The 25,865-nt window shown below is 52.2% G+C and carries 23 protein-coding genes and 6 pseudogenes; 18 read left to right on the top strand and 11 right to left on the bottom strand.

Annotation, left to right across the window (positions count from 1 at the left end; translation table 11 throughout):
- The first annotated feature begins 35 nt into the window (after nucleotides 1-35).
- The 3 genes from BFV63_RS11995 to tyrR all read left to right on the top strand — a co-directional run bounded on the left by BFV63_RS11995 (nucleotide 36) and on the right by tyrR (nucleotide 4,135).
- A complete protein-coding gene (locus tag BFV63_RS11995; protein WP_045336517.1) occupies nucleotides 36-1,433 on the top strand; it encodes a YcjX family GTP-binding protein in 1,398 nt (465 codons plus the stop codon).
- Nucleotides 1,430-2,482, top strand: a complete 1,053-nt coding sequence (locus BFV63_RS11990; protein ID WP_048240675.1) for a YcjF family protein — start codon at nucleotides 1,430-1,432, stop codon at nucleotides 2,480-2,482. The genes BFV63_RS11995 and BFV63_RS11990 overlap by 4 nt, the downstream gene beginning before the upstream one ends.
- Before the next feature lie 111 nt (nucleotides 2,483-2,593).
- Entirely contained in the window at nucleotides 2,594-4,135 is a 1,542-nt protein-coding gene (gene tyrR / locus BFV63_RS11985; protein WP_003856887.1) for a transcriptional regulator TyrR, read from the top strand.
- A gap of 34 nt (nucleotides 4,136-4,169) precedes the next feature.
- Here the strand turns inward: tyrR and tpx are convergent, their stop codons facing one another.
- Entirely contained in the window at nucleotides 4,170-4,676 is a 507-nt protein-coding gene (tpx, locus tag BFV63_RS11980) for a thiol peroxidase (protein ID WP_003856889.1), read from the bottom strand.
- A gap of 106 nt (nucleotides 4,677-4,782) precedes the next feature.
- Here tpx and ycjG point away from each other — a divergent pair, with 106 nt between their 5' ends.
- Nucleotides 4,783-5,748, top strand: a complete 966-nt coding sequence (gene ycjG / locus BFV63_RS11975) for an L-Ala-D/L-Glu epimerase (protein WP_023324778.1) — start codon at nucleotides 4,783-4,785, stop codon at nucleotides 5,746-5,748.
- Here the strand turns inward: ycjG and mpaA are convergent.
- Nucleotides 5,739-6,452, bottom strand: coding sequence for a murein tripeptide amidase MpaA (mpaA, locus tag BFV63_RS11970; RefSeq protein WP_022651338.1), 714 nt, complete (start codon nucleotides 6,450-6,452; stop codon nucleotides 5,739-5,741). The genes ycjG and mpaA overlap by 10 nt on opposite strands.
- Before the next feature lie 183 nt (nucleotides 6,453-6,635).
- Between mpaA and BFV63_RS11965 the strand changes: the two genes are divergently transcribed.
- From BFV63_RS11965 to dbpA, 9 genes and pseudogenes are all read left to right on the top strand, one after another.
- A complete protein-coding gene (locus tag BFV63_RS11965) occupies nucleotides 6,636-8,252 on the top strand; it encodes a peptide ABC transporter substrate-binding protein (RefSeq protein ID WP_023324776.1) in 1,617 nt (538 codons plus the stop codon).
- Nucleotides 8,253-8,866: 614 nt separating this feature from the next.
- Nucleotides 8,867-9,358, top strand: coding sequence for a type VI secretion system contractile sheath small subunit (tssB, locus tag BFV63_RS11960; protein WP_048240677.1), 492 nt, complete (start codon nucleotides 8,867-8,869; stop codon nucleotides 9,356-9,358).
- A 40-nt stretch (nucleotides 9,359-9,398) separates the two neighbouring features.
- The gene (gene tssC, locus BFV63_RS11955; protein ID WP_069597605.1) at nucleotides 9,399-10,934 is read left to right on the top strand and encodes a type VI secretion system contractile sheath large subunit; all 1,536 of its coding nucleotides are present in this window, start codon (nucleotides 9,399-9,401) and stop codon (nucleotides 10,932-10,934) included.
- Between the two features lie 33 nt (nucleotides 10,935-10,967).
- Nucleotides 10,968-11,495: pseudogene (locus tag BFV63_RS11950) on the top strand (VasL domain-containing protein); the annotation flags it as partial.
- A gap of 28 nt (nucleotides 11,496-11,523) precedes the next feature.
- Nucleotides 11,524-12,013, top strand: a pseudogene (locus BFV63_RS11945) (hypothetical protein).
- A gap of 316 nt (nucleotides 12,014-12,329) precedes the next feature.
- The gene (locus tag BFV63_RS11940) at nucleotides 12,330-13,460 is read left to right on the top strand and encodes a methyl-accepting chemotaxis protein (protein WP_022651306.1); all 1,131 of its coding nucleotides are present in this window, start codon (nucleotides 12,330-12,332) and stop codon (nucleotides 13,458-13,460) included.
- Between the two features lie 90 nt (nucleotides 13,461-13,550).
- On the top strand, nucleotides 13,551-14,534 hold the full coding sequence (zntB, locus tag BFV63_RS11935; protein ID WP_032609311.1) for a zinc transporter ZntB: 984 nt from the start codon (nucleotides 13,551-13,553) through the stop codon (nucleotides 14,532-14,534).
- 274 nt (nucleotides 14,535-14,808) lie between these two features.
- Nucleotides 14,809-14,961 (top strand): proline-rich small protein YnaL, encoded by a 153-nt coding sequence (gene ynaL, locus BFV63_RS23055; RefSeq protein ID WP_015570430.1) that lies wholly within the window; start codon nucleotides 14,809-14,811, stop codon nucleotides 14,959-14,961.
- Between the two features lie 57 nt (nucleotides 14,962-15,018).
- Complete coding sequence (gene dbpA / locus BFV63_RS11930; RefSeq protein WP_032609310.1) at nucleotides 15,019-16,392, top strand: ATP-dependent RNA helicase DbpA; 1,374 nt, start codon at nucleotides 15,019-15,021, stop codon at nucleotides 16,390-16,392.
- A gap of 43 nt (nucleotides 16,393-16,435) precedes the next feature.
- On the opposite strand, the gene ttcA is transcribed toward dbpA, so the two are convergent.
- The 9 genes and pseudogenes from ttcA to BFV63_RS11885 form a co-directional block, all read right to left on the bottom strand.
- Nucleotides 16,436-17,371, bottom strand: coding sequence for a tRNA 2-thiocytidine(32) synthetase TtcA (gene ttcA, locus BFV63_RS11925; protein ID WP_001186974.1), 936 nt, complete (start codon nucleotides 17,369-17,371; stop codon nucleotides 16,436-16,438).
- Nucleotides 17,372-17,420: 49 nt separating this feature from the next.
- Nucleotides 17,421-18,660: pseudogene (locus BFV63_RS22640) on the bottom strand (Arm DNA-binding domain-containing protein).
- A 1-nt stretch (nucleotide 18,661) separates the two neighbouring features.
- A complete protein-coding gene (gene xisR / locus BFV63_RS11910; RefSeq protein ID WP_014884030.1) occupies nucleotides 18,662-18,874 on the bottom strand; it encodes an excisionase family protein in 213 nt (70 codons plus the stop codon).
- Nucleotides 18,875-18,938: 64 nt separating this feature from the next.
- Nucleotides 18,939-19,181 carry a DUF4060 family protein gene (locus BFV63_RS11905; protein WP_048240684.1) on the bottom strand — a complete coding sequence of 81 codons (243 nt, stop codon included), beginning with the start codon at nucleotides 19,179-19,181 and terminating at the stop codon, nucleotides 18,939-18,941.
- 38 nt (nucleotides 19,182-19,219) lie between these two features.
- Nucleotides 19,220-19,837, bottom strand: a pseudogene (locus tag BFV63_RS11900) (recombinase RecT); the annotation flags it as partial.
- A 1-nt stretch (nucleotide 19,838) separates the two neighbouring features.
- A pseudogene (locus BFV63_RS11895) lies at nucleotides 19,839-21,080 on the bottom strand (RecE family exodeoxyribonuclease); the annotation flags it as partial.
- Nucleotides 21,081-21,220: 140 nt separating this feature from the next.
- On the bottom strand, nucleotides 21,221-21,385 hold the full coding sequence (locus tag BFV63_RS23240) for a YdaE family protein (RefSeq protein ID WP_048240690.1): 165 nt from the start codon (nucleotides 21,383-21,385) through the stop codon (nucleotides 21,221-21,223).
- Nucleotides 21,378-21,533, bottom strand: a pseudogene (locus BFV63_RS23410) (hypothetical protein); the annotation flags it as partial. The pseudogene BFV63_RS23410 and the gene BFV63_RS23240, both read right to left, overlap by 8 nt.
- A 365-nt stretch (nucleotides 21,534-21,898) precedes the next feature.
- Entirely contained in the window at nucleotides 21,899-22,291 is a 393-nt protein-coding gene (locus BFV63_RS11885; RefSeq protein WP_022651301.1) for a helix-turn-helix domain-containing protein, read from the bottom strand.
- Nucleotides 22,292-22,390: 99 nt separating this feature from the next.
- On the opposite strand from BFV63_RS11885, the gene BFV63_RS11880 reads away from it, so the two are divergent.
- The 5 genes from BFV63_RS11880 (at nucleotide 22,391) to BFV63_RS11855 (ending at nucleotide 25,585) form a co-directional block, all read left to right on the top strand.
- Nucleotides 22,391-22,618, top strand: coding sequence for a transcriptional regulator (locus BFV63_RS11880; protein ID WP_022651300.1), 228 nt, complete (start codon nucleotides 22,391-22,393; stop codon nucleotides 22,616-22,618).
- A gap of 4 nt (nucleotides 22,619-22,622) precedes the next feature.
- Nucleotides 22,623-23,174: a toxin YdaT family protein gene (locus BFV63_RS11875; protein WP_045903090.1), complete on the top strand. Its 552-nt coding sequence runs from the start codon at nucleotides 22,623-22,625 to the stop codon at nucleotides 23,172-23,174.
- A gap of 84 nt (nucleotides 23,175-23,258) precedes the next feature.
- On the top strand, nucleotides 23,259-24,176 hold the full coding sequence (locus tag BFV63_RS11870; RefSeq protein WP_048240695.1) for a phage replication protein O: 918 nt from the start codon (nucleotides 23,259-23,261) through the stop codon (nucleotides 24,174-24,176).
- Nucleotides 24,173-24,859 (top strand): replication protein P, encoded by a 687-nt coding sequence (locus BFV63_RS11865; protein ID WP_048240697.1) that lies wholly within the window; start codon nucleotides 24,173-24,175, stop codon nucleotides 24,857-24,859. The genes BFV63_RS11870 and BFV63_RS11865 overlap by 4 nt, the downstream gene beginning before the upstream one ends.
- Nucleotides 24,860-25,135: 276 nt before the next feature.
- A complete protein-coding gene (locus tag BFV63_RS11855; RefSeq protein WP_014832179.1) occupies nucleotides 25,136-25,585 on the top strand; it encodes a carboxymuconolactone decarboxylase family protein in 450 nt (149 codons plus the stop codon).
- The last annotated feature ends 280 nt before the right edge of the window (nucleotides 25,586-25,865 follow it).

The raw sequence follows: 25,865 nt of genomic DNA, 5'->3' as shown, positions 1-25,865 counted from the left end.
ACTTTTTTCAGGGTTCCAGGCAATGAAGGACGGCGATGAAGCGACTTAAAAACGAATTCAATTCTCTGGTGAACCGTGGCGTTGATCGCCATTTGCGTCTTGCCGTGACGGGGCTGAGCCGCAGCGGTAAGACAGCATTCATTACGGCGATGGTCAATCAGCTGTTGAACCTGCATGCAGGGGCGCGCCTGCCACTGCTTAGCGCAGTGCGCGAGGAGCGGTTGCTGGGGGTGAAACGCGTACCGCAACGTGATTTTGGCATCCCCCGTTTCACCTATGATGAAGGTCTGGCGCAGTTATACGGGGAACCTCCCGCCTGGCCCACCCCGACGCGTGGCGTGAGCGAAATCCGTCTTGCGCTGCGTTTCCGCTCGAATGAATCCCTGATGCGTCACTTCAAAGAAACGTCCACGCTCTATCTCGAAATTGTGGATTATCCGGGAGAATGGCTGCTCGATTTACCGATGCTGGCGCAGGATTACCTGAACTGGTCCCGACAGATGACCGGTTTGTTGCAGGGGCAGCGGGCAGAGTGGTCGACCAAATGGCGCCAGCTTTGCGAAGGGCTGGACCCGCTGGCGCCGGCGGATGAAAACCGTCTGGCCGTCATAGCCGAAGCCTGGACGGATTACCTGCATCAGTGCAAGCAGGAGGGGTTGCATTTCATTCAGCCGGGCCGCTTCGTTCTGCCGGGTGATTTAGCCGGTGCTCCCGCGCTACAGTTTTTCCCGTGGCCGGACGTTGACAGCATCGGCGAATCGAAACTGGCGCAGGCGGACAAGACCACCAACGCCGGTATGCTCCGCGAGCGATACAATTATTACTGTGAGAAGGTGGTTAAGGGCTTTTATAAAAATCACTTTTTACGCTTTGACCGCCAGATCGTGCTGGTGGACTGCCTGCAACCGCTCAACAGCGGGCCGCAGGCGTTCAATGATATGCGGCTGGCGCTGACGCAGCTGATGCAAAGCTTTCATTATGGCCAGCGTACGCTGTTTCGCCGTTTGTTCTCGCCGGTCATCGACAAGCTGCTGTTTGCCGCCACAAAAGCTGACCATGTGACGGTCGATCAGCACGCCAACATGGTATCCCTGCTGCAACAGCTGGTGCAGGATGCCTGGCAGAATGCGGCCTTCGAAGGGATCAGCATGGACTGTCTGGGGCTGGCGTCCGTACAGGCAACGCAGAGTGGGTTGATTGACCTGAATGGCGAGAAAATTCCGGCCCTGCGGGGCAACCGTCTCAGCGACGGTGAGCCGCTCACGGTCTATCCGGGGGAAGTTCCGGCGCGTCTGCCGGGCCAGGCATTCTGGCAAAGCCAGGGTTTTCAGTTCGAAGCCTTCCGTCCGCAGAGCATGAACGTTGACCAGCCATTGCCGCATATCCGTCTGGATGCCGCGCTGGAGTTTTTAATTGGAGATAAATTGCGATGACGGAACCGTTAAAACCACGCATTGATTTTACCGGCCAGCTTGAGCAGTCCCCGCATGAGGCGTTTAAAACGGCGCAAACCTTCAGCGGCCCGCAGGCCGACAACTTTGCTCCCGTGCTGGCAGACGAGCCGATGGTTGAAGAGGGGCAGGCGGAAGCGGTGGTTGATGCGGCACTGCGCCCGAAACGCAGCCTGTGGCGTAAGATGGTGACCGCCGGGTTAGCCCTTTTTGGTGTGAGCGTAATCGGCCAGGGCGTGCAGTGGGGCGTCAATGCCTGGCAAACGCAGGACTGGGTGGCGCTGGGGGGATGCGCCGCCGGGGCGTTGATTGTTGGTGCGGGCGTTGGCTCAGTCGTCAGCGAGTGGCGTCGCCTCTGGCGTTTGCGTCAGCGTGCCCACGAACGCGATGAAGCGCGGGATCTGCTGCACAGTCACGGCACAGGAAAAGGGCGTGCTTTTTGTGAAAAGCTTGCGGCTCAGGCCGGGATAGATCACTCTCACCCGGCGCTTCAGCGCTGGTATGCGGCGATCCACGAAACCCAGAATGACCAGGAAGTGGTCACGCTCTATGCGCACATTGTTCAGCCGGTACTGGATGCGCAGGCTCGTCGTGAGATCAGCCGTTCGGCGGCGGAATCTACCCTGATGATCGCCGTCAGTCCGCTGGCAATGGTGGACATGGCCTTTATCGCCTGGCGCAACCTGCGTCTGATCAACCGCATCGCCAGGCTGTACGGCATTGAGCTTGGCTATTACAGCCGACTGCGCCTGTTCAAACTGGTGTTGCTGAATATCGCCTTCGCCGGGGCAAGCGAACTGGTACGGGAGGTCGGGATGGACTGGATGTCGCAGGATCTTGCGGCGCGTCTCTCTGCCCGGGCGGCGCAGGCGATTGGTGCCGGTCTGCTGACGGCACGCCTGGGTATCAAAGCGATGGAGGTTTGTCGTCCACTCCCCTGGATCGATGGCGATAAGCCGCGGCTGGGGGATTTCCGTCGCGAATTGATTGGCCAGCTTAAAGAGACGCTCAATAAAAAACCTGCTCAGTGAGGTTTTGTTTACTAATCGTGCGGGCTGTCAATATTTGTTGACAGCCACCTTCCCGAACACCGTGATCTGACATATCATTTTACTGTTATTGGCTTAAACGGTGAATTTCCCATGCGTCTGGAAGTCTTTTGTGAGGACCGTCTCGGTCTGACCCGCGAGTTACTCGATCTTCTTGTTTTACGTAGCATTGATTTACGTGGCATAGAGATCGACCCTGTCGGGCGAATTTACCTCAATTTTGCCGAAATTGAATTTAATACCTTCAGTAGCCTGATGGCGGAAATCCGCCGTATCGCTGGCGTTACGGATGTACGTACCATCCCCTGGATGCCGTCCGAGCGGGAACATCTTGCGCTGAGCGCGCTGCTGGAAGCAATGCCGGAGCCGTTTCTCTCTCTCGATCTGAAAAATAAAGTCGAGCGCGTTAACCAGGCCAGCTGCCAGCTGTTTGCGCAGACTCAGGAAAAACTTATCGGGCACCACGCCACGCAACTGATCACCGGTTTTAATTTCCAGCGCTGGCTGGACAGCAACCCGCAAAATACCCATAGCGAGCATGTCGTCATCAACGGACAGAATTTCCTGATGGAGATCACGCCGGTCTACCTGAAAGGGGAAAATGCCGCGCGGGTGCTGACCGGCGCAGTGATCATGCTGCGCTCCACGGTGCGAATGGGGCGTCAGTTACAGAACCTTTCCAGCCAGGACGTCGGCGCATTCAGCCAGATTATTGCGGTGAGCCCGAAGATGCGTCATGTGATCGACCAGGCGCGCAAGCTGGCAAATCTTACGGCGCCGCTGCTGATTACCGGGGATACCGGTACGGGGAAAGATCTGCTGGCGCATGCTGTGCACATGGCCAGCCCGCGTGCGGCAAAACCGTATCTGGCGCTGAACTGCGCCTCTATTCCTGAAGATGCCGTTGAAAGTGAGCTGTTCGGGCATGCACCGGAAGGTAAAAAAGGCTTCTTTGAACAGGCGAATGGCGGCTCGGTGCTGCTGGACGAGATTGGCGAAATGTCGCCACGCATGCAGGCGAAACTGCTGCGTTTCCTCAATGACGGCACGTTCCGCCGCGTGGGGGAAGATCATGAAGTTCACGTGGACGTGCGCGTCATCTGCGCCACCCAGAAAAACCTGGTGGAGCTGGTGCAGAAAGGGGTATTCCGCGAAGATCTCTACTATCGTCTCAACGTTCTGACGCTCAATATTCCGCCGCTGCGCGATTGCCCACAGGACATCATGCCGTTGACAGAACTGTTCGTGGCCCGTTTTGCCGATGAGCAGGGCGTGCCGCGTCCGAAGCTCTCTGCCGACCTGGGCACCGTGCTGACGCGTTACGGCTGGCCGGGCAATATTCGTCAGCTTAAAAATGCGGTCTATCGCGCATTAACTCAGCTTGAAGGGTATGAACTGCGCCCTCAGGATATTCTATTGCCGGATTACGATGCCGGGACGGTCTCGGTAGGCGAAGAGGCAATGGAAGGCTCGCTGGATGACATCACCAGCCGTTTCGAGCGTTCGGTGTTAACGCAGCTATATCGCAGCTATCCGAGCACGCGCAAGCTGGCTAAACGTCTTGGGGTGTCACATACCGCGATTGCGAATAAGTTGCGCGAGTATGGGTTAAATCAGAAGAAGGGTGACGAATAAATAAAAAAGCCTCTTTGCAGAGGCTTTTTTACGTTTAGGCTTTAAGCGCCTCAAGTGCAGCGGTGTAATCCGGTTCGGTAGTGATTTCGTTGACCAGCTCACTGAAAACAACGTTGTCGTTTTCGTCGATCACCAGCACCGCTCGAGCAGCCAGACCCTTCAGCGCGCCTTCGGAAATGGCAACACCGTATTTCTCCAGGAAATCAGGGCTGCGCAGAGTGGAAAGGGTGATGACGTTGCTCAGGCCTTCAGCGCCGCAGAAGCGGGACTGGGCAAACGGCAGGTCAGCAGAAATGCACAGCACTACGGTGTTGTCCATTTCGGTCGCCAGCTGGTTGAATTTACGCACTGATGCAGCGCAAACGCCAGTATCGATGCTTGGGAAAATGTTCAGGACTTTACGTTTGCCAGCAAACTGGCTCAGCGTGACGTCAGACAGATCTTTAGCCACCAGAGTAAAAGGCTGTGCTTTGCTGCCAGACTGTGGGATGGAACCTGCAACAGCAACCGGGTTGCCCTGGAAATGAACGAGTTGTGACATAGATATCTTCCTGTTTACAAATAGTTAACGTCGTGGCTAGTGTATGTCATCCGCAGTTAGCACGGCAAACCAATTTTCTGCCTTTCCGGCCTGCAAGGAGTCAGTGATGAGAAGCGTTAAGGTCTATGAAGAAGCCTGGCCATTGCACACCCCGTTTGTGATCTCGCGCGGCAGCCGTAATGAGGCCTGCGTGGTCGTGGTTGAATGTGAAGAGGACGGCGTAAAAGGCGTCGGAGAATGTACCCCTTATCCTCGCTACGGAGAAAGCCTGGCGTCAGTCATGGCGCAAATTATGACGGTGGTGCCCGAGTTGCAGGCGGGCCTGACGCGTGAGGCTCTTCAGCTTCGGTTGCCGGCCGGCGCGGCACGCAACGCGATTGACTGCGCACTCTGGAGTCTGGAAGCGGCGAAACGACAAAAACCGCTGCCTGCGCTGCTGGACGTTACGCTGCCGCAATCGATCGTCACCGCGCAAACGGTGGTCATCGGTGAACCAGAGCAAATGGCCGCCAGCGCTCAGGCGTTGTATGCCACAGGTGCAACATTATTAAAGGTGAAGCTCGATGATCGTCTGATTAGCGAACGCATGGTCGCCATTCGTGCGGCGGTACCTGATGCCACTCTTATCGTCGATGCGAACGAATCATGGCACAGCGAAGGGCTGGCAGCCCGTTGTCAGCTGCTTGCCGATCTGGGCGTTGCCATGCTGGAGCAACCCCTCCCGGCAGAAGACGATGCCGCGCTGGCGAATTTTATTCATCCGCTTCCCGTCTGTGCAGACGAAAGCTGTCATACCCGTGAGAGCCTGTCAGCCCTCAAGGGACGTTACGAAATGGTGAACATTAAGCTGGATAAAACAGGTGGATTAACCGAGGCTCTGGCTCTGGCACAAGATGCGCAGGCGCAAGGCTTTGCTCTGATGCTGGGCTGTATGTTGTGTACGTCCAGAGCGATCGGCGCTGCACTCCCGCTGGTGAACAGCGTGCGCTTTGCCGATCTGGACGGCCCAACCTGGCTGGCGGTTGACGTCTCACCCGCGCTGAATTTTACCTCCGGCGTACTTCATCTTTGAGGCTGCCAGCGCAGGAGATCTGTCATCGCCCGCAGGTATTTTTCGCTCGCTTCATCCGAGGAGATGGGCGGAAACTCTGCGGTGATACAGTGAAGGCTGAGGTCTGCGCACCAGCTGCCAAACGACCCGGGTGTTTCATAGCCAACGCTGCTCACCAGAGGTAGAGCAAACGCATCCGCCAGCCACTGCCCGAGCGCCGTATGACGAGGATCTTCAATACAGGCGAGGGGATCGTGGAAAGAGACAACCCAGGCCGGGTGGATCTTATGAATAAGCTGGCACAGCGCCTGAGTCTCCGGTTCGGAACCGGGTTTGTCTCCTGTGAGCAGGACCACATCTCGCTCCTGCGCCGAACTGTTCCAGCGATACACCGTTTCACCGGCGCGCCAGTTTGCCGCCGGGAAGTTCCTGTTCAGGTCAACGCCGCGTGCATTCGCCCGTAATCCAAGCTGACAACCGTCCGGGTTGACGGACAAAATCACATGATGACGTCGTAAATCGGGGGCCAGCGTACGTAGCGCGCACGAGAGCGTCACGACAGACGAGTTTTCATCGCCATGCGTGCCTGCAATGATTAAGCCGCTATTGCGATCGGCCTTGGGGGCCGGAAACCAGATCAGCGGCGCGCCTAAAAATGAGCGTCCATAATGTTCAGTTCCTGGCGGGAAGGCACCGCGTTCCGTTCTTGGTCGGGTAGTTGCCATAGTAAACCCTGATGATAAAGTCACTTCTGGCAGTGTTGTGCAAAAGCCGCGCTTAATCAAATAGTTTCCGTGTGTGTGGAAAATTGCCTGACATCAACTTTCCGGAGGAAGCATTTGCATTTCTCCGTTTCGAAACAAATAATTACGCATCTGCCTGTTACCTGACATCATTAAGGGGATCGTATGAAGCATCCTGTTTCGCTTCTTTGTACTGCGCTGTGGCTGTGCGGGCTTTCTTCACTTTCATATGCCGCGGAGGTTCCCGAAGGAACGGTTCTGGCGCAAAAGCAGGAGCTGGTTCGACATATCAAAGATGAGCCCGCTTCGCTCGATCCGGCAAAAGCGGTGGGATTGCCGGAGATACAGGTAATCCGCGACCTCTATGAAGGGCTGGTGAATCAGAACGAAAAAGGGGAGTTAGTTCCCGGCGTGGCGACGCGCTGGCAGAGCAATGACAATCGCGTCTGGACGTTCACGCTGCGGGATAACGCTAAGTGGTCTGACGGTACCCCGGTGACGGCACACGATTTTGTCTATAGCTGGCGTCGTCTGGTTGATCCTAAAACAACGTCACCTTTCGCCTGGTTTGCGGCGCTGGCGGGCATTAACAATGCCCAGGCCATTATCGACGGCAAAGCTGCTCCGGATACGCTCGGCGTGACGGCGGTGGATGCTAAAACGCTGCGCGTGCAGCTTGACAAACCGCTGCCCTGGTTCAGCAATCTGACGGCTAACTTCGCGTTTTATCCTGTTCAAAAGGCCAATGTGGAAAGCGGTAAGGAATGGACGCGCCCTGGCGCGCTCATTGGCAACGGTGCGTATGTGCTGAAAGATCGCGTGGTGAATGAAAAACTGGTGGTTGAGCCAAATTCTCATTACTGGGATAACGGCAGGACGGTGCTTAAAAAAGTCACCTTTGTGCCGATCAACCAGGAGTCCTCAGCGACCAAACGCTATCTTGCGGGCGATATCGATATTACAGAATCGTTTCCGAAAAACATGTACCAGAAGCTGCTTAAAGATATTCCGGGACAGGTATATACACCGCCACAGCTTGGGACCTATTACTACGCGTTTAACACGCAAAAAGGCCCAACCGCGGATGCCCGCGTACGTCTCGCGCTCAGCATGACTATAGACAGACGTATTATGGCGGAAAAAGTCCTGGGGACCGGTGAGAAACCGGCCTGGCATTTTACTCCCGATGTCACTGCGGGCTTTACGCCGGAAACCTCGCCATTTGAGCAGATGTCGCAGCAAGAGCTGAATGCGCAGGCGAAAACGTTGTTGCAGGCGGCAGGCTATGGCCCTCAGCGTCCGCTAAAATTAACGCTGCTGTATAACACGTCTGAAAACCACCAGAAAATCGCGATTGCCGTTGCATCCATGTGGAAGAAAAATCTGGGTGTTGACGTTAAGTTGCAGAATCAGGAGTGGAAAACCTACATCGACAGCCGCAATACCGGGAATTTTGACGTCATCCGTGCATCGTGGGTAGGGGACTACAACGAGCCGTCGACATTCCTGTCGCTGCTGACCTCCTCCCATAGCGGGAATATCTCACGATTCAACGACCCTGCTTACGATAAGATTATTCATCAGGCGACGCTCGAAACCACTGAAAAAGCGCGTAATGCCGACTACAACATGGCCGAGAAGATCCTCACCGAGAAAGCACCGATTGCCCCTATTTATCAATACACCAATGGACGTCTCATCAAGCCATGGGTTAAAGGTTATCCGATAAATAACCCGGAGGATGTTGCGTACAGCCGTACAATGTATATTGAAAAGCATTAAAAAGAGGTCAGGGCGCTACGTGATTATGGTAAACATCCATTAACCGCATAAGCGCCCGCTCTCAGGGAGCATGATTTTACAGCCTGGTTAATACCGTATATCCCCTTCATATCAGCCCATCACTCATTGTCATGATGAATATCTTCAGAGAGATTCTTTCTCCCGTTTATCGAAAAACGCGTAGTCATTTATTCGCCATTCCTGTAGCAGTATAGTCATTACTGTTTTCAAGATTAAATTTGTCCGATACAGGATTTTTTCATATTCAGGCCATTTATTGAATTAAAACCTTATTTCTCTGCGCTGTTACGGGGCGTGTTAATAAATGCATTGATGTAAATCAATTATTCAACCTCATGGAACAATAAGTTCAATATTTCCAAACAAAGCAGTCATTCCTGCCAAATTAATGTGAATAAATGGTTAATTTTTACTGTATGTCATGTATCTATGGCATTTATGAGTACAATAATTTAGTGGAATATTCTTAAGAAAAGTCCAATGTTAGATCTTTGATCTGAAAAGTTGATTTCAAATGGACATTTGCTCTAATATGGCTTTGTAAAGAAACGTCACTCACTTAACATTTATTTCTTTTAAAGAAAGGGATTGCTATGGCCGATTCATTCCAGAATGAGGTGCCCAAGGCACGCATAAACTTAAAGCTGGCTCTGCATACAGGTGGCGCGCAGAAGAAAATAGAACTGCCGCTTAAACTCCTCACCGTCGGTGATTTCAGTAATGGAAAAGAGAATCGCCCATTATCGGAAAGGGAGAAAATTAACGTCAATAAAAATAACTTCAACAGCGTACTTTCGGAATTTAACCCGGAAGTGAATCTGACGGTTCCTAACACAATGGCCGGGGATGGTTCGGAGGAAAGCATAAACCTGAATTTCTCCGATATTAAGGATTTCGAACCTGAACAGGTTGCCCGCCAGATCCCCCAGCTCCTCGCCATGCTGGCCATGCGTAATTTATTACGCGACCTCAAATCCAATCTTCTTGATAACGCTACTTTCAGAAAAGAACTCGAGAAAATTCTTAAAGACCCGGCGCTGTCTCAGGAATTACGCGACGAAATGAGTGCACTGGCCCCGAAATAAGCGGCATGTGTAATTTAATGGATTAACCGGGAATATGCTGATGTCTGTGAATACTGAAACCGCCTCCGCGCAGGGGCAGACCACCGTACTGGAAAAAGAGGGCGTTTACGCCTCCCTGTTTGAAAAAATCAACCTGACCCCGGCCTCCAGCCTGGGTGATATCAATGCGTTTCTGGATGACGCCGCGCTTTCTGACGCTCCGGCGGGTGAACGCCTGACGGCGGCGATGCAGGTGTTTATGGACTGCATCCGCAAATCCGGTCAGCCGGTGGAGAAGCTCGACAAAACGCTGATTGACCACCATATCGCTGAGCTGGATTTCCAGATTAGCCGTCAGCTGGATGCCGTAATGCATCACCAGGAGTTCCAGAAGGTGGAGTCCCTGTGGCGCGGCCTGAAGCAGCTGGTGGACAGCACCGACTACCGCCAGAACGTGAAAACCGAAATTCTGGATGTGTCGAAAGAAGATCTGCGTCAGGACTTTGAAGACGCGCCGGAACTTATCCAGAGCGGCCTCTACTGGCACACCTATACCGCCGAATACGACACCCCGGGCGGCGAGCCGATTGGCTCCGTGATTTCATCCTATGAATTTGACGCCAGCCCGCAGGATGTGGCGCTGCTACGCAACATCTCTAAAGTATCAGCTGCCGCACATATGCCGTTTATTGGCTCTGTCGGTCCGAAATTTTTCCTGAAAGACTCGATGGAAGAGGTCGCTGCAATTAAGGATATCGGCAACTACTTCGACCGCGCCGAGTACATCAAGTGGAAATCTTTCCGCGACACCGACGACGCCCGCTACATCGGCCTCGTGATGCCGCGCGTGCTGGGGCGTCTGCCGTATGGCCCGGACACCGTACCGGTACGCAGCTTTAACTACGTTGAGCAGGTGAAAGGCCCGGATCACGAGAAATACCTGTGGACCAGCGCGTCGTTCTCCTTCGCGTCAAACATGGTGAAGAGCTTCATCAATAACGGCTGGTGCGTGCAGATCCGTGGCCCGCAGGCGGGCGGGGCGGTGAAAGATCTGCCTATTCATCTGTACGATCTGGGCACCGGCAACCAGGTGAAAATTCCGTCTGAGGTGATGATCCCGGAGACCCGCGAGTTTGAGTTTGCCAACCTCGGCTTTATCCCGCTCTCGTATTACAAAAACCGCGACTATGCCTGCTTCTTCTCGGCGAACTCCGCGCAGAAACCGGCGTTGTACGACACCGCAGATGCCACGGCCAACAGCCGCATCAACGCCCGTCTGCCGTACATCTTCCTGCTGTCGCGTATTGCGCACTACCTGAAGCTCATCCAGCGCGAGAACATCGGCACCACCAAGGACCGCCGTCTACTGGAACTGGAGCTGAATACCTGGGTGCGTAGTCTGGTGAAGGAAATGACCGATCCGGGCGATGAGTTGCAGGCTTCTCATCCGCTGCGTGACGCGAAAGTGGTGGTGGAAGATATCGAAGACAACCCGGGTTTCTTCCGCGTGAAGCTGTTTGCGGTGCCGCACTTCCAGGTGGAAGGCATGGATGTGAACCTGTCTCTGGTGAGCCAGATGCCGAAAGCGAAAGCGTAACGTAAGGCAGGAAGCATGAGAACGGAACAACCGTTACCTGAAGGACTCTCTACAGCACAGTTGCAGGCGTTGCAACAAACGTCACCGCCACCTGAACCGGGGATCAGTAAGACACAGCAGATGTTAGCGCAGCTTTTACACCTGAAACCAGACTGGGCAGTAAGCTACGGCGACCGTCTGGTGCAGCAGGCGCTGACGCTGTGGCCTGAAGAGGCCAAATCCCTGGCGCAACAGTGGCACACGCAGATTAGCGTTGCCGGGCTTGCAGAGTCAGATCTGAATGGCTGGCATCAGGGGATGACGCAGTTACAGCAGTTGACGAACAGGCTGAACGCGCTGGATGAACAGAAGGGGAAGTACATGACGGTGAGTGAACTGAAATCAGCCGTGTTTGCCATGTCGCAGTCCTTCAGCCATACCGTTCCGCTTGAGGAGCAGCTTCGTCTGCTTTCCATTTTACCGGCCGGGCAACCCCTGTCAGCAGCGCAGCTAAACCAGACCGAACAGCATCTTCAGCAGTTGATTGCCAGCTATGCTCTGCTGAAGCACCAAAAAGAATAATGAGACTGGCGAAAAACACGGAGTTGACATGTCAGCAAGAGAGCGTTTTTTTAAGAAAGTGCAACAGAGTATCGGGGACAAACCGATCTATGTTAATACGGCTGAGGCCGAAGTCAGGGCGTTTTTGTAAGCGGATGGAGGATCTTGCGCAGCAAATCATTACATGGTTTGAAGGTTCTGGTATTGAAATATTTTTATCTAAAAAACATATCACCGATTTAAGTACCGTTGGCTACAGCCTTAGTAGCGGTATATGTCGTTATGCTATTACGACGATCATTTTGCAAAATGGGGATCGCAGCGTCACCATTATGCCAGAACAGGTGATCAGGGGGGCGGAGAAGGGGTGTGTGACGATGAGTATTACTGTCCCCGATAGTCTGTCGGGGGCGAGGATATTCCATTTAAGCATGGCGCCTGAAGCAGGCTGGTATATTCGTCGCGGGCATCAAAGTGCAAAAGAGAATATCCTCATGACTGAGGACTGTTTTTTCCAGGCTATCGACTGTCTGGCCTGAACGTCAGCTACCCTAACGGAAGGGGCGTGCAATAACGTAGTTAATATATATTAACTACGTTAACTTATTAAGCACCACTAAACATCGGCACTCTACAGTATCTCTCCTTAAATATATAATTACCGTTATTGAAGGAGTATCAGTAACCAAACGACAAGCCAGATATTTACCGTAACACATGCTTTTTATCCGCCTTAAGTAAAACTGCACAAATTAAACTGCAAAACAACAAACCAGCGACGAACGTGAGGACAAATTCGTATGGCAATGCTATAACCCTTAATGCCAACCAAAATATAATGCCCCAGGAAAACGTATGCTAAGAAATATTAGTGTCAGAACGTTCATTGTCTATTTCCTTTTATGTGTATTTTTGGTAAGTGATGGAGTTATAGCGCTATTTTCACGGAATTCTTCGCTTTTTATTGCAGTCATAATTGTACAATTCATCGCATTATTTTTACTCTGGGCGTACATGACAAAATATCTTGTGACGCCGATCAATACTGTGAAAAAAAGTATTGAAGAAGTGACGTCAGGCAAACTTGGCGTGTCGATACCTGAATTTGGCAACAACTGTGCGGGACGTCTGATCCCGGGGATTAATAGTCTCTCCAGCAACATTGCAACGCTGGTCCGTGAGATCCGCGCCTCCTCGCAAACCGCGATGACCCTGTCAGATCAACTCTCTTCACGCAGCGCGCAGCTTTCCGTCAAAACAGAACAGCAGTCAGCTTCGCTGGTGCAAACGGCAGCCAGCATGGAAGAGATGGCTGCAAGTACAAAAAATAATGCCGACAATACCCGTTTAGCCAGCGAACAGGCGAATCTCGCGACGTTGCAGGCGCGTAAAGGCGGAGAGTTAATGGGGCAGGTCGCGAACAATATGCAGTCGATTACCGACTGCGCCCAGCAAATGACAGAGATTATCTCGCTGATTGACGGTATCGCTTTTCAGACCAATATTCTGGCGCTTAACGCCGCCGTTGAAGCGGCAAGAGCGGGCGACCATGGTAAAGGGTTTTCTGTGGTCGCGGGCGAAGTGAGAAGCCTTGCGCATCGTAGCGCCGAAGCGGCAAAAAATATTAAGTCATTGATTGAAGTTACCAGCCATAACGTGACACAGGGCGTTAACGTGGTCTCTGAAGCCGAAAAAAATATGCATGATATTGTTACCGGTTCGGGCAATGTGAGCAGACTGATGGATGAAATATCCGCCTCAACATCAGAACAGGAAAAAGGTATTTCACAAATTACGCAGGCATTGTCTGAGCTTGAACGCGTAACGCAGAGCAACGTGTCGATGGTTGAAGAACTCAATGGATCGTCAGATGTGCTGCGCAATCAGGTGATTGAGCTCCAGACACGAACACGTAATTTCCGTCTGGAAAATGAGCTCCAGGCTGACAATGCGTTAAGAAGCCGCGAATGGGCGGTGAATTCCTGAGCGTATTCAGGACGATGCCTCACATAATTATTGCTTAACCCTCGGCGAAAGCTAGACTGACACCGAAAGAGATAAAACGGTGGAGGCGCTGTGGAGAGCATCGAAGGGTCTGAGGTTAACGTACCTGACGCAGTTTTTGCATGGGTGTTTGATGGACGTGGCGGCGCAAGGCCGCTTGAAGATCAGGATCATATCGACAACGAACATCCATGCTGGCTGCACCTCAACTACACGCACCCGGACAGCGCCGAGTGGCTCGCGTCCACGCCGCTATTGCCCAACAACGTTCGGGATGCGCTGGCGGGAGAAAGTCTCAGACCCCGCGTCAGCCGGATGGGTGAGGGGACGTTAATTACGCTGCGTTGTATAAACGGCAGTACGGATGAGCGTCCGGATCAGCTGGTGGCCATGCGTGTTTATATGGATGAACGGCTGATTGTTTCCACCCGCCAGCGAAAAGTGCTGGCGCTGGATGACGTCATTAACGATCTGAAAGAGGGCACGGGACCAACGGATTGCGGCAGCTGGCTGGTGGATGTGTGTGATGCGTTGACCGATCATGCCAGCGAGTTTATAGAAGAACTTCACGATAAAATCATCGATCTGGAAGATAACTTGCTCGATCAGCAAATCCCCCCACGTGGTTTTCTGGCGTTGCTGCGTAAACAGCTCATCGTGATGCGCCGCTATATGACCCCCCAGCGCGACGTTTATGCGCGACTGGCCAGCGAACGCATGAGCTGGATGAACGACGATCAGCGCCGCAGAATGCAGGATATCGCTGACCGGCTCGGACGTGGTCTGGACGAGATTGACTCATGTATTGCCAGAACGGCAGTCATGGCGGATGAGATAGCCCAGGTAATGCAGGAGTCGTTAGCCAGGAGAACGTACACCATGTCGCTGATGGCGATGGTCTTTTTACCGAGTACCTTCCTGACGGGGTTGTTTGGCGTAAACCTCGGAGGGATCCCCGGCGGTGAATATCACTATGGCTTCACGACATTTTGCGTCATGTTAGTGGTTTTGATTGGCGGTGTTGCGTGGTGGTTGCATCGTAGTAAATGGCTGTAAATTTACGCTTTTCTGTGGCAGAGTCGGCTTCAAAACGACATTTTAATTGAGCGAAGTCAATAAACTCCGACCATGTTAGGTGCAATATTACTCCCGCAGGTGAATGCAACGTCAAGCGATGGGCGTTGCGCTCCATATTGTCTTACTTCCTTTTTTTGAATTACTGCATAGCACAATTGATTCGTACGACGCCGACTTCATAGTCGGCTTTTTTTTGCCTCCTGTTTATCTGCGTCTACCCTTTAGGGGTCAGCACCCTAATCTGGAGGAAAAGATGAGTATGCTACTTGCCCTGCAACGCCTGAACACCTGGCAGTCCGATCCGGTGCCCACCGATCCGACGCCGATACCCGACCCTGTCCCACGTCCGCAGCCGATGCCTGATCCACCGCCGGATGAAGAGCCGATTAAATTGTCGCATCGTTAGCGCAGATCTGCGAGGATACGCGCCATCTGACTGCAATCATTACTACGAGAGTATATTGTGACCGCTTTTTCCACGCTGAACGTTCTGCCTGAAGCCCAACTGGCTAACCTGAATGAGTTGGGCTACCTCACTATGACCCCTGTCCAGGCCGCCGCGCTGCCGGCTATCCTTGAAGGCCGTGACGTGCGCGTGCAGGCGAAAACCGGCAGTGGAAAAACGGCTGCATTCGGGCTAGGCCTGTTACAACACATTGATGCAACCCTGTTTCAGACTCAGTCCCTGATACTCTGCCCGACGCGCGAGCTGGCCGACCAGGTCGCGGGTGAGCTGCGTCGTCTGGCGCGTTTTTTGCCTAACACTAAAATTTTAACGCTCTGCGGCGGGCAACCGTTTGGTGCGCAGCGCGATTCCCTTCAGCACGCGCCGCATATCATTGTGGCAACGCCGGGCCGTCTGCTCGATCACTTGCAAAAAGGCACCGTTTCACTCGATGCACTGCAAACGCTGGTGATGGATGAAGCTGACCGCATGCTGGATATGGGCTTCAGCGATGCGATTGACGAAGTGATCCGCTTTGCGCCAGCCACGCGTCAGACGCTGCTCTTTTCTGCCACCTGGCCTGAGGCGATTGCGGCGATCAGCGGGCGCGTGCAGAAGAACCCGCTGACCATTGAAATCGATACTGTCGATGCGTTGCCGGCGATTGAGCAGCAGTTCTTCGAGACATCGCAGCAGGGCAAAATTCCACTGCTACAAAAATTGCTGAGCCAACACCAGCCAGCGTCCTGCGTGGTGTTCTGTAATACCAAAAAAGACTGTCAGGCGGTGTGCGATGCCCTGAATGATGCCGGGCAGAGCGCATTATCGCTGCATGGTGATCTGGAACAGCGCGATCGCGATCAGACGCTGGTGCGTTTCGCTAACGGCAGCGCTCGCGTGCTGGTTGCAACGGATGTGGCGGCCCGTGGTCTGGATATTAAATCGCTTGAGCTGGTGGTGAATTTCGAACTGGCATGGGATCCGGAAGTGCATGTCCACCGCATCGGGCGTACTGCGCGTGCGGGTAACAGTGGTCTCGCCATCAGCTTCTGCGCACCTGAAGAGGCGCAGCGCGCTAATATTCTTTCGGAAATGCTGCAACTGAAACTCAACTGGGTGAATACCCCAGGTAATATCAGCATCGCTCCGCTGGCGGCGGAAATGGCCACCCTGTGCATCGACGGCGGTAAAAAGGCCAAAATGCGTCCCGGTGACGTTCTGGGGGCGTTAACAGGGGATATCGGTCTCGACGGGGCAGATATTGGCAAGATCACGGTCCACCCTGCGCATGTCTACGTAGCGGTTCGCCAGTCGGTTGCGCATAAGGCCTGGAAACAGTTGCAGGGCGGGAAGATTAAAGGGAAAACCTGCCGCGTTCGACTGCTGAAGTAAGCTTAAAACGCGTCTCAGAAACGATATCTGAGACGCTGCCAGGTTACTTGACTTCTACCACGTTCAGGCGCAGTTCATCGAATTGCGCATCCTCTTCCTCTGGCTGCCAGCCAGCAGGCTGCATCGGGATCTCTTCGCGATCAAACGCCAGATCCCCGCCATTCACCACCTCTGAACCGTGGTTAATCCCTTTGAAATCGAACAGTTCAACGTCGGCGAGGTGCGAAGGCACCACGTTCTGCATGGCGCTGAACATGGTTTCGATGCGGCCCGGATAGCGTTTATCCCAGTCACGCAGCATGTCGCCAATGACCTGACGTTGCAGGTTCGGCTGTGAGCCGCACAGATTGCACGGAATGATAGGGAAGGCTTTGGCCTGAGAGAAACGCTCAATGTCTTTCTCGCGGCAGTAGGCAAGTGGGCGGATCACGATGTGTTTGCCGTCGTCGCTCATCAGCTTCGGTGGCATTCCCTTCATTTTGCCGCCGTAGAACATATTCAGAAACAGCGTTTGCAGAATGTCGTCCCGGTGATGGCCAAGCGCAATCTTGGTGGCACCCAGTTCGGTTGCGGTGCGGTACAGAATGCCGCGACGCAAACGTGAGCAGAGCGAGCAGGTCGTTTTGCCCTCTGGGATCTTCTCTTTAACAATGCCGTAGGTATTCTCTTCTACGATTTTGTACTCAACGCCCAGGTTCTCAAGGTACTCCGGCAGGATATGCTCCGGGAAGCCAGGTTGTTTCTGATCGAGGTTAACCGCGACCAGGGAAAAGTTCACCGGTGCGCTTTGCTGTAGATTACGCAGGATCTCCAGCATGGTGTAGCTGTCTTTACCGCCCGACAGGCAGACCATGATGCGATCGCCTTCTTCAATCATGTTGAAGTCTGCAATGGCTTCGCCCACGTTACGGCGCAGTCGCTTTTGCAGTTTATTCAGGTTGTATTGTTCTTTCTTGTTAATTTCTTGATTTTGTTGCATTTATTACTACCTTCGGAGCCAATAGGGGCATAATAGGGGCAAAAATTTTTCAGCGTGCGAGCTTATCGTTAAGCATCAGCACCTGTTCGCCATTCATTTCTTCAATCCACGCACCGTAGACTTCATAAACCATTTGCGCGTTTTCATGCCCCATCTGGCTGGCTATGAAAGACGGGTTAGCGCCGGCAGATAAAAGCCAGCAGGCAAAAGTATGCCGCGTATGGTACGGATTCCGGCGGCGAATACCAGCACGTTTTACAGCTGCGTTGAATCTCGCACCGATGCTCGATAAAGAGTAGTAGGCTTTCTGTTCTCCTTTGCGCATCCGGGGTATGAAAACGAATCGCAGGCTTTGATTTTCCACTGCGCCATACTCGCGATGATTAAAGACAATTTCGGTTTTAGGCTGTAGTGCTGTCAGCTTGCGCTGTGCTTTCAAGGCTTCAAGCGCCGGCTCTAATAGGGTGATAACCCGGTTACCTGCTTCGGTTTTTGGTGGGCCGAACATGCCCAACGCATTAAGATTGCGCTTTATATGGGCTGTACCTTTTTCCCAGTCAATATCTTCCCAGGCAAGAGCTGCAAGCTCTCCATGACGGACACCAGTATAAACTGCGAACGTCCACATATTGAGGCTTTGGCCACGCTCGGATTCCGCAAGCAAACTAAACTCCTGCTTCGTTAAAGGATCCGGTTTTACTTTCCCTTTGTGTAGTTTCTTGATCCCTTCAAAGGGTTTGCCACTGATAAAGCCAGATTTTTGTGCAAACCGAAGAAGGGAGCACAGAAGCGATATATAGTTGTTCACGGTACGCACAGTGCGTCCCTGTTTGTTACTTCTGGGATTTGCCAGGTAAAGTGTCTCACCGTTCAACAGCTCCTTTCTGTATTTTAGAATGTCGCTGTGGCGTATAGTTGAAACAGGCGTATCTCCGTTAATGATGTGCATTAACGTACCGAGTTGTGAGCGAGTCTTACGCATGGTATTCGCGCTAATTTCGGTTTCTTTAATGCTCGTCCACAGTTCACACAGCTCTGAAAAGGTTTGAACTGAAACAGTGGTTACGGTTTTTTTTTGCTCTGGACGATGAAGGAAAGCGCTGGTGGTAATCAAACTCTCCAAGGTTGATCTCACTAACGATCACAGCCCGAAGATTCCCGGCTTTTTTGATGTTCGCCGGGGTGTTAATCCAACCTTTGAGAATTTCGCGGCAACGCTTTCCCCGGTACATAAACCAGATACAAATCTTATTGTTTCTGATTTCGACACCTGTAGGCAAAGCTGCCATCTTACGCATCCCTTATTAACTGATTAATTCTCGGATAGTTGTACCAGGTGGTGCCACGCAAGGTTTTTTCGCCAGAAGGAGATACCCGTTTAAAATGGACACCTTCCACCCAACAGCCCTGGCGATACTTCTCAATCTGTCGTTCGGTCAGGCCTGTTTTTTCTGTGAGTCTTGCGCCAACAACCCATTCTTCGTTAAAAATTACCTGCGACATGGTTCACCTCAGGTAACCGGCATGAGTATAGATATGCCGGTCTTTAGTCGTTGATATTTCGGTTTCAGTTTGCCTGGCCGGGCAGGGAACGCAGTCGGCGCATACCGGTCATTGCTGTGGCCACGTAGCTTGCCTTGCAGTTCACTACCTCGACCCAGACCTTCACGCCTTCCACTCTCACCGTATAGGTCTCTTTCATGTTGCTGCGCCCATAGTCGCCGTATCTTTGCTGGTGGGCTGCGAGTGCGATTTCACATGCCTGGCGAGCCAAAGGGGATTGCTTACTGCCACGATTAATCAGTCGCATTTCTTCTCCTTGAGGGAGGGTTTCCCCTCCCGATCTCGTTAGTCCACGTATTCCGGTTTCATATCCGCCAGGGTGATGCTGAACTGACCATGCAATTCGTCGCCCAGATGGCGTTTCGACGCTGCAAGAACGCGCTCTACTTCCGCGAACCGCGCAGCTGCATCCGGCTCATCTGAAGATGGCAAGGAATTGATGGCTGCTTCGACTTTGTTCCGTGCATCAACCAGGTAATAACGCTTCACGGCCTTGTTTTTCAGCTCAGTGAACAGGGCAGAACCCAGTGTTGCTTTCACGGTTTCAATATCTGCGCGCAGAGCTTTAGCGCTATCCACATCCTGAGCCGCCTCGATGCGGTCACGGAAATCATCAGCAAGTGCATAAATATTTTGAGCTGATTCCTGAGCCGTTTGAGTCGTAGTGACGTTGTCACCTGAAATGTCTGCAAGGCTAACGTGCTGCGCCGGTGCAGGGTTTACCTCTCGTTCTTCTCGGCGATCATCCAGTTCATCAGGGGTGTAAACGCCCAGAATCACATCCGGGCAGAACAGTCTGGCCCAGCGTTTGACAGCCAGATATGCCAGCTGCTGGCGTGGGTCGTCAGCCCACAGGGTAGAGTTTCGGGTTCGGGCCTGAGCCAGCAGCAAATCGAGTTCCCTTGTCCAGAGTGTGATGCGCGCCTTCGCCGCGATCCGTTACATAGCCACCGTCGGCATTAGTACCAGAATCGGTGCGCTGAACATTACTGATGCGATTACCGGCTGCCCACTCGCGAACGAGAATGCCGCGGTCAATATAATCAGTCGCAGCCCAGATTCGGGTAAAACGAAGTACCAGAGCGAGTTCGTGACGCTTCTCCTGGCTGAACACCTTGCGAATGGCATCGGTGTAGCGCCACAGGTCTTTGGTATCGTAACCCTTCACCTCTTCGCAGTTTTCTGCCGCCAGCAGCAGGTTCTGGACGTAGCCGTTGTCAGTGTCCATCTCCAGCGCGCTGATACCTTCGTATTCTTCGCGGGTTAAGTGGTGGCGCAGTTCGTCGACGGTAAACTGGGCGAGTAACTGCTTGCGGAAGGGCATACGCACGACTGGATAACGAGTGGTTTCGTCATCATTCTCGTCAATCTGGATACCGTTATCAGGTTTGAGGTCATGACCAGTTGTAGCGTCGGCGTCGCTGGTGCTTTCTGATTTGAGAAGAGCAAGCTTTCCGCTTCTCCACTCTTCAACTAACTGATTGCGGTCGCCGGCATCAGCTCTCGCCCAGTCAGCCATGAATGCAGCAATAATTTCTTTGTTGTGCGCTTCATCTGGCGTGAATATCTGTTTAATCGCCTGGACTAGTTTCCACTCAGCGTTCAGACTGAGTTCGGCAACTTCTGGAATGCCGTTTTTCGCCAGCAGCAGGTTCTGGAGATAGGTGTTGCCTTCATCCAGAGACATTTCGCTGGCAGCCAGTTGCTGCTCTTTAGTGATGTGTGACTGGAATTTGTCGCTGGTCAGGTGGACGGCAAAACGGACCGCTGAAGTGCGGTTTTCAAGCGGGACACTCTCGACGGTAGTTTCGACTTTAACAGTCGTTTCCGGTGCAGCAGTGTTGTCCACGGCTCCAGTTGACTCAGCACCAGCCTTTGGCAGCCAGGTGCGACCATCGTCCTGGAGGGCGTAGCGTTTGCACCAGGTGTAATCCACGGTGCTTTCTTCAGGCAGATCGTTGTAAACAGGGAAATCGGTGCGAACTGGTTTGGCGTAATCCTTACCACGGCCGGTTTCAATACCAGCATCTTCCAGCTCGACATCGAGCTGGAGGTTGGCACGGGCTTCTGATTTAGCAGTGAACCAAATCACTGCGTCTTCTTTGCCAGATTTCTGCGTAGCCTTAACTACATAGAAAAATTCCATGTGAGATCCTCTTTTTTGGATGTAAGATCCCCGGGCCAGAGATAGCGCCCATTGGGTGAACTTTGGTTTTTTAAGTAGTTTTCCGGTGTAACTTTGGTCGGGAGCACCGGACGTACGGGCCGCCTTGCGCGGCTTTTACGTTATGCCTCCTGGGCCATCTGGTCGTACGAAGCACAACGTTCAGAGCAGTATTCTTTTTCTTTGCGCGCCAGCTGTGAGCCGTTGCGATAGAGAAGGGTACTTTTGACTACTTTCTCCGGTTCAACCGGCTTGCCGCAGTACCCGCATTTTGTTGAGTCACACATCTGGATTCCCCTTTTGCGCCAGCAAGTAGCACAAGCGGCGAAGAATCACCTCGATGAAATTCAGCTTTACTGCCTGCTGCCGTGATGGTTTGCGTGCGAAATCAATCATTCTCACCCTCGTTTGCCTTATCGCCGGCCAGCGGAACGTTTACACCTGATGCGCGTTAATCTCTCCACCTCATCCGAATATTCGTATGCCATCGGCGGCTACTTCGTGGGCGTCCTGCCTTGGTGGAACGTGATGCGTCTTGTTGAGTTAGATTAAACACAAAGTTTAAGTTGCAGTCAACAAAATGAGTAATTTTAAATAAACAAAATGTTTATATGATGCTTATGGAGAGTGAAATTTTGTTCTTTGGAGGCAAAAAATTCGACGAAATGGTACAGGCAGGAAGTCCGGGGAATGGACGCTTAGTACAAGGGATGTGCTAGTTATTCGAGGCGCATAAAAAAAGGCCACTTTATGGCCATTTCTTATAGTAGATCTTTACGAATCATTGCTGAAAGGATTACTCAATCATCCTGCGAACGAATCCGGCCTTTCATATACTTATCATATAGTTCGTCCAGCTCTTTCAGGCGAAGCGCGAAGATGCGAAGCATGTTCTGTTGCTCTTCTTCGGGAAGCTGACGGTAAAGTTCCAACAGGCGTTGTTCGTCCGGCTTCAGTCCATCTTTCTCGCCAACATCTTGGCCAAGCAGCCACTCAAGGCTCACCCCAAGCGCATCCGCCAGCTTAATCGCTGAGCTTTTACCAATCGTCCCGCGTACGAACCAGTTATTGACCGATTGAGCACTGACGCCACAAATACGGGCCATGTCTGATTTGGTCAACTTCTTGAGCTCAAGAACCTCGTTAAGCCGCTGAACTTGTGGGTGGTTAATCTGATGAGTTTTTTCTTTCATGGACGAATTCTAAACCAAATGTTTATTAGCTCAATATTCAAAATGTTGACATAAACATAAACAAAATGTTTAATTGCGTTGTTGTTACAGGAGCTATTTATGAAAGCAATTGATAAAGCAATTACTAAAGCAGGAACTGCTACGCGCTTAGCCCAACTGCTAACCGTAAGCGCCATGACTGTTAGTCATTGGCGAAATCGATATCAGGGCGTCGTCCCGGCAGATCGAGTTTTGCAAATTTATGGGGTTACCGGCGTAACTCCGCACGAGTTGCGCCCAGATCTCTACCCAAACCCAACAGACGGTTTACCCAAACAGGAGCCTTAACAAAATGCAGACTGTTTCATTCCAACAGAGTAACAGAGCTTCCTCTAATTCACTGATATTCCAGTGTCATCAAAGCGAATCGGCAGTGAAGGATATCGATCATCGCGATATCTGCTCAGCGGTACGAGCTTGGGCGGCGGCAGAAGGGCGCGTAGCTGTAGCACTTCAAATCCAAGAAGCGGCGGAAGAACTTCAACTTGATGGCGTGGATTTCTCAGGCCAGGCCGATGTCTGGAACGTGAAGCTGTTCCGCTGGCTCGACAACAAAGAAGACTCCGCATCGTACCGAAAGAACATCGAACAGCTGGTGCCCGCGATCATGTCCGTATTACCGCTTCGATACCGCGACCGTGTCGTTAAGAACGACTCGTTTGCCTACCGGATGGCCCGGCTGGAAAAAGAGGTGAGTGAGGCGAAGCAAGCTTTGATGCTCGATGCACCGAAAAAGGAAAAGCTGAAGGAGTTAGGAGAGGGGATTTTCGAAATGTTCAGGATCGATCCGGACCTTACGGCGCCACTGCTGGCGATGGTCACAACCATGCTGGGGGCAATGTGAAGACTTCAGAAAAGGCGAAAGCCGGTCTGCGCTAACAGAACCGACTTTCAGGTGCAAAAACGGAGTGTAATTGCGGAGCTAAGTATGTCAAACACAGCTGAAATTATCAATTTCCCCAACAGAACTGAACAACCGGGAGGTCGTATGGCCGACCTGTCGAACGGGTATACCAAGGTCGCTAACGAAATCCAACAGCTCAAGCCTCGTCTGAGAATGTCAGGCCGGGAGTGGCAGTGTTTTGAGGCGGTGATCTGGCTTACCTACGGCTGGAACAAGAAACAGGACCGCGTTACGAACACGGTGATCGCTGAGCTTACAGGGCTGAGTGATTCGCATGTTTCTGATGCGCTCAAATCACTCGCAGAACGTAAAATTATCTTCAGTCAGAAGCAGGGCGTGATGAAAACGGTCGGTATAAATACTGACCTTTCAGCCTGGATTTTAGACAAACCGAAAACGGGAAAAACCTTCCCGAAAACGGGAAAAGTGTTACCGAAAACGGGAAAAATCTTCCCGGAAACGGTAGACACCCAAGACTATAACAAGAACAATATTAAAAGATCCTCGTCTCGGAACTCTGACGAATCCCGAAACCAGAAAACTCAAAAGTTTCTCTCACGCCATCCAGAAGCTGCCGCCGGGATATACACCCCGGCAGGTAAATCATGGGGATCCGCTGACGACCTCAAGGCCGCTCGCTGGATTTACGACAGGCTTCTCACCGTCAACGCTTCGCTATCCGAACCAAACTGGGCTGAATGGGCAAACACCATCAGGCTGATGCGCGTCCAGGATAAGCGTACGCACTACGAAATCTGTGACCTGTTCCAGTGGGCTAACCGGGACGAATTCTGGAAAGACAACATCCTGAGCCCTTCGAGTCTGCGCAAGCAGTGGGATCAGCTCACTACCAAGCGGCTGCGTGCAACCGGAACGGCAAAGCCATCCCGGAGCGGCATCGACCTGCTTAACACCGACTGGATTGACGGGGTGCTGGAATGAAAAACCTTGCCGAGAGCATTCGCAATTTTGACCGGGAACAGGCTTGCCGCGTGGCGCACAATCTGCCTGAGCAGTACACCGAACGCGAACAAACGCAGCAGGTGGCGCAGATTATCAACGGCCTGTTTGTACAGCTGGCGGCCGCGTTTCCTGCAAGCCTGGTTAACCGAAGCCAGGACGACGTTGACGAAATCCGCCGCCAGTGGGTGCTGGCCTTCAAAGAAAACGGGATAAACACCATGGAGCAGGTTGAAGCCGGCATGCGTATGGTGCGTCGCCAGGAGCGTCCATTCTTGCCATCGCCTGGCCAGTTCATCAAGTGGTGCAGGGAAGGGCGTTGCGTGCTGGGGGTCACCACCGCAGACGTGATGGCTGAATACTGGAAGTGGCGCAAGCTGGTGTTTCGGTACCCGAGCAGTGAGCAGTACCCCTGGCCGAAGCCGGTTTATTACCACATTTGCCTCGAGCTGCGGCGTCGCGGAACTGATGGCCAACTCAGTCACAAAGAGCTTGAGCGTGAGGCCGGTGATATTCTGGATAGGTGGGAAAAGCGGGTGCTAGCCGGGAAGCCGATTCCGCCTATTCGTCGGGCGTTGGCTGCGCCAGTTGCTCCGAAAGGGCCGACACCGGCGGAGCTTTTGAAAACTAAATATCAACGGATGAAAGCAGATGGCAGGGCATAGTGAGGAAATGGTCTGTTATGAGCGAGAAGCGGACTCTACCGTGGATTTTATCAACACTCAGGGTTTGCTTTTAAAAATTGTTATCCAGTTTTACTGCATGAGGTATCCCATAATTGTCCTACCGTTTTACTCATTTATTGTCTCTTTTATCTATGACATCAATGGTTAAGATTACAACGTCTGAGCAGACGTACTAATTTAAATTCTGTCATTCAGTCGTAGCGATCCTGTGAGGCATCTTTTTATTTTAAACAACTCAAAAAGGTGGAAATAACGATGAAGCGTCCAAACTGGTTTCAAGTTTCCGATAAAGGTGGCAAGGCTATAGCAGCGCTCCATCATTACGCCACTACTGGTACAGGTTTACCTGCCGAGCTGATCCATTTAATTTTTTTAAGAGTTTCCCAGATCAATGGTTGTGCACACTGCATAGATATACATACTCGCGATCTTATCAAGAGTGGCATGTCCGTCGAAAAGATTGTATTGGTGCCTGTCTGGCGAGAAGCTACCTATTTATTCTCGGATATAGAGCAAGCTGCCCTCTCATGGGCGGAAGAAGTTACCCGTGTTAGTGAAACACATGCTTCCGATGAAGCATATTCCGCAGCGCTTTCTGTATTCGGTGAAAAAGATTTGGTTGAACTTACCATTGTTATTGCCACCATGAATGCCATTAATCGTATGGGTATTAGTTTTCGAATGAAGCCGCTTGCTAAAGCTTGACAGATGTAAATAGCTCCCATAAGGGACTCTGGAGCTATATTAAAGTCTGCTTCTGGCACACAAATGACATCCCAGCCTGTGCATGACCGTAAAAACTACCTTCACTTGATAAGCCGCTTCGGGTTATGAAGAGGCGCTTGTGTGACATGCTGGGTAACCAATTTAGGCGTTTACTGAAAGCCTGGTTGTCCTCAAGTGAAACGACCCTTAGAAATTTCTATGGCGAAATAATCACATAAGTCTTCTCCACGTGTGTTATAAGCGAGTTTGAAATCGCCAC

The organism is Enterobacter hormaechei subsp. xiangfangensis (assembly GCF_001729785.1).
Lineage (GTDB): Bacteria > Pseudomonadota > Gammaproteobacteria > Enterobacterales > Enterobacteriaceae > Enterobacter > Enterobacter hormaechei_C.
The sequence above is the reverse complement of the archived record's forward strand: the minus strand, read 5'-3'. Positions and strand labels throughout refer to the sequence as shown.

Coding starts and splice junctions, on each gene's coding strand:
- BFV63_RS11905 (WP_048240684.1), bottom strand. CDS start 19,181: ATGCGACTGATTAATCGTGGCAGTAAGCAATCCCCTTTGGCTCGCCAG.
- BFV63_RS11990 (WP_048240675.1), top strand. CDS start 1,430: ATGACGGAACCGTTAAAACCACGCATTGATTTTACCGGCCAGCTTGAG.
- tssB (WP_048240677.1), top strand. CDS start 8,867: ATGGCCGATTCATTCCAGAATGAGGTGCCCAAGGCACGCATAAACTTA.
- tssC (WP_069597605.1), top strand. CDS start 9,399: ATGTCTGTGAATACTGAAACCGCCTCCGCGCAGGGGCAGACCACCGTA.
- ynaL (WP_015570430.1), top strand. CDS start 14,809: ATGAGTATGCTACTTGCCCTGCAACGCCTGAACACCTGGCAGTCCGAT.
- tyrR (WP_003856887.1), top strand. CDS start 2,594: ATGCGTCTGGAAGTCTTTTGTGAGGACCGTCTCGGTCTGACCCGCGAG.
- BFV63_RS11865 (WP_048240697.1), top strand. CDS start 24,173: ATGAAAAACCTTGCCGAGAGCATTCGCAATTTTGACCGGGAACAGGCT.
- BFV63_RS11965 (WP_023324776.1), top strand. CDS start 6,636: ATGAAGCATCCTGTTTCGCTTCTTTGTACTGCGCTGTGGCTGTGCGGG.
- BFV63_RS11995 (WP_045336517.1), top strand. CDS start 36: ATGAAGCGACTTAAAAACGAATTCAATTCTCTGGTGAACCGTGGCGTT.
- BFV63_RS11875 (WP_045903090.1), top strand. CDS start 22,623: ATGCAGACTGTTTCATTCCAACAGAGTAACAGAGCTTCCTCTAATTCA.
- BFV63_RS11870 (WP_048240695.1), top strand. CDS start 23,259: ATGTCAAACACAGCTGAAATTATCAATTTCCCCAACAGAACTGAACAA.
- BFV63_RS11885 (WP_022651301.1), bottom strand. CDS start 22,291: ATGAAAGAAAAAACTCATCAGATTAACCACCCACAAGTTCAGCGGCTT.
- BFV63_RS11880 (WP_022651300.1), top strand. CDS start 22,391: ATGAAAGCAATTGATAAAGCAATTACTAAAGCAGGAACTGCTACGCGC.
- ttcA (WP_001186974.1), bottom strand. CDS start 17,371: ATGCAACAAAATCAAGAAATTAACAAGAAAGAACAATACAACCTGAAT.
- BFV63_RS11940 (WP_022651306.1), top strand. CDS start 12,330: ATGCTAAGAAATATTAGTGTCAGAACGTTCATTGTCTATTTCCTTTTA.
- xisR (WP_014884030.1), bottom strand. CDS start 18,874: ATGTCGCAGGTAATTTTTAACGAAGAATGGGTTGTTGGCGCAAGACTC.
- mpaA (WP_022651338.1), bottom strand. CDS start 6,452: ATGGCAACTACCCGACCAAGAACGGAACGCGGTGCCTTCCCGCCAGGA.
- BFV63_RS11855 (WP_014832179.1), top strand. CDS start 25,136: ATGAAGCGTCCAAACTGGTTTCAAGTTTCCGATAAAGGTGGCAAGGCT.
- ycjG (WP_023324778.1), top strand. CDS start 4,783: ATGAGAAGCGTTAAGGTCTATGAAGAAGCCTGGCCATTGCACACCCCG.
- tpx (WP_003856889.1), bottom strand. CDS start 4,676: ATGTCACAACTCGTTCATTTCCAGGGCAACCCGGTTGCTGTTGCAGGT.
- BFV63_RS23240 (WP_048240690.1), bottom strand. CDS start 21,385: ATGTGTGACTCAACAAAATGCGGGTACTGCGGCAAGCCGGTTGAACCG.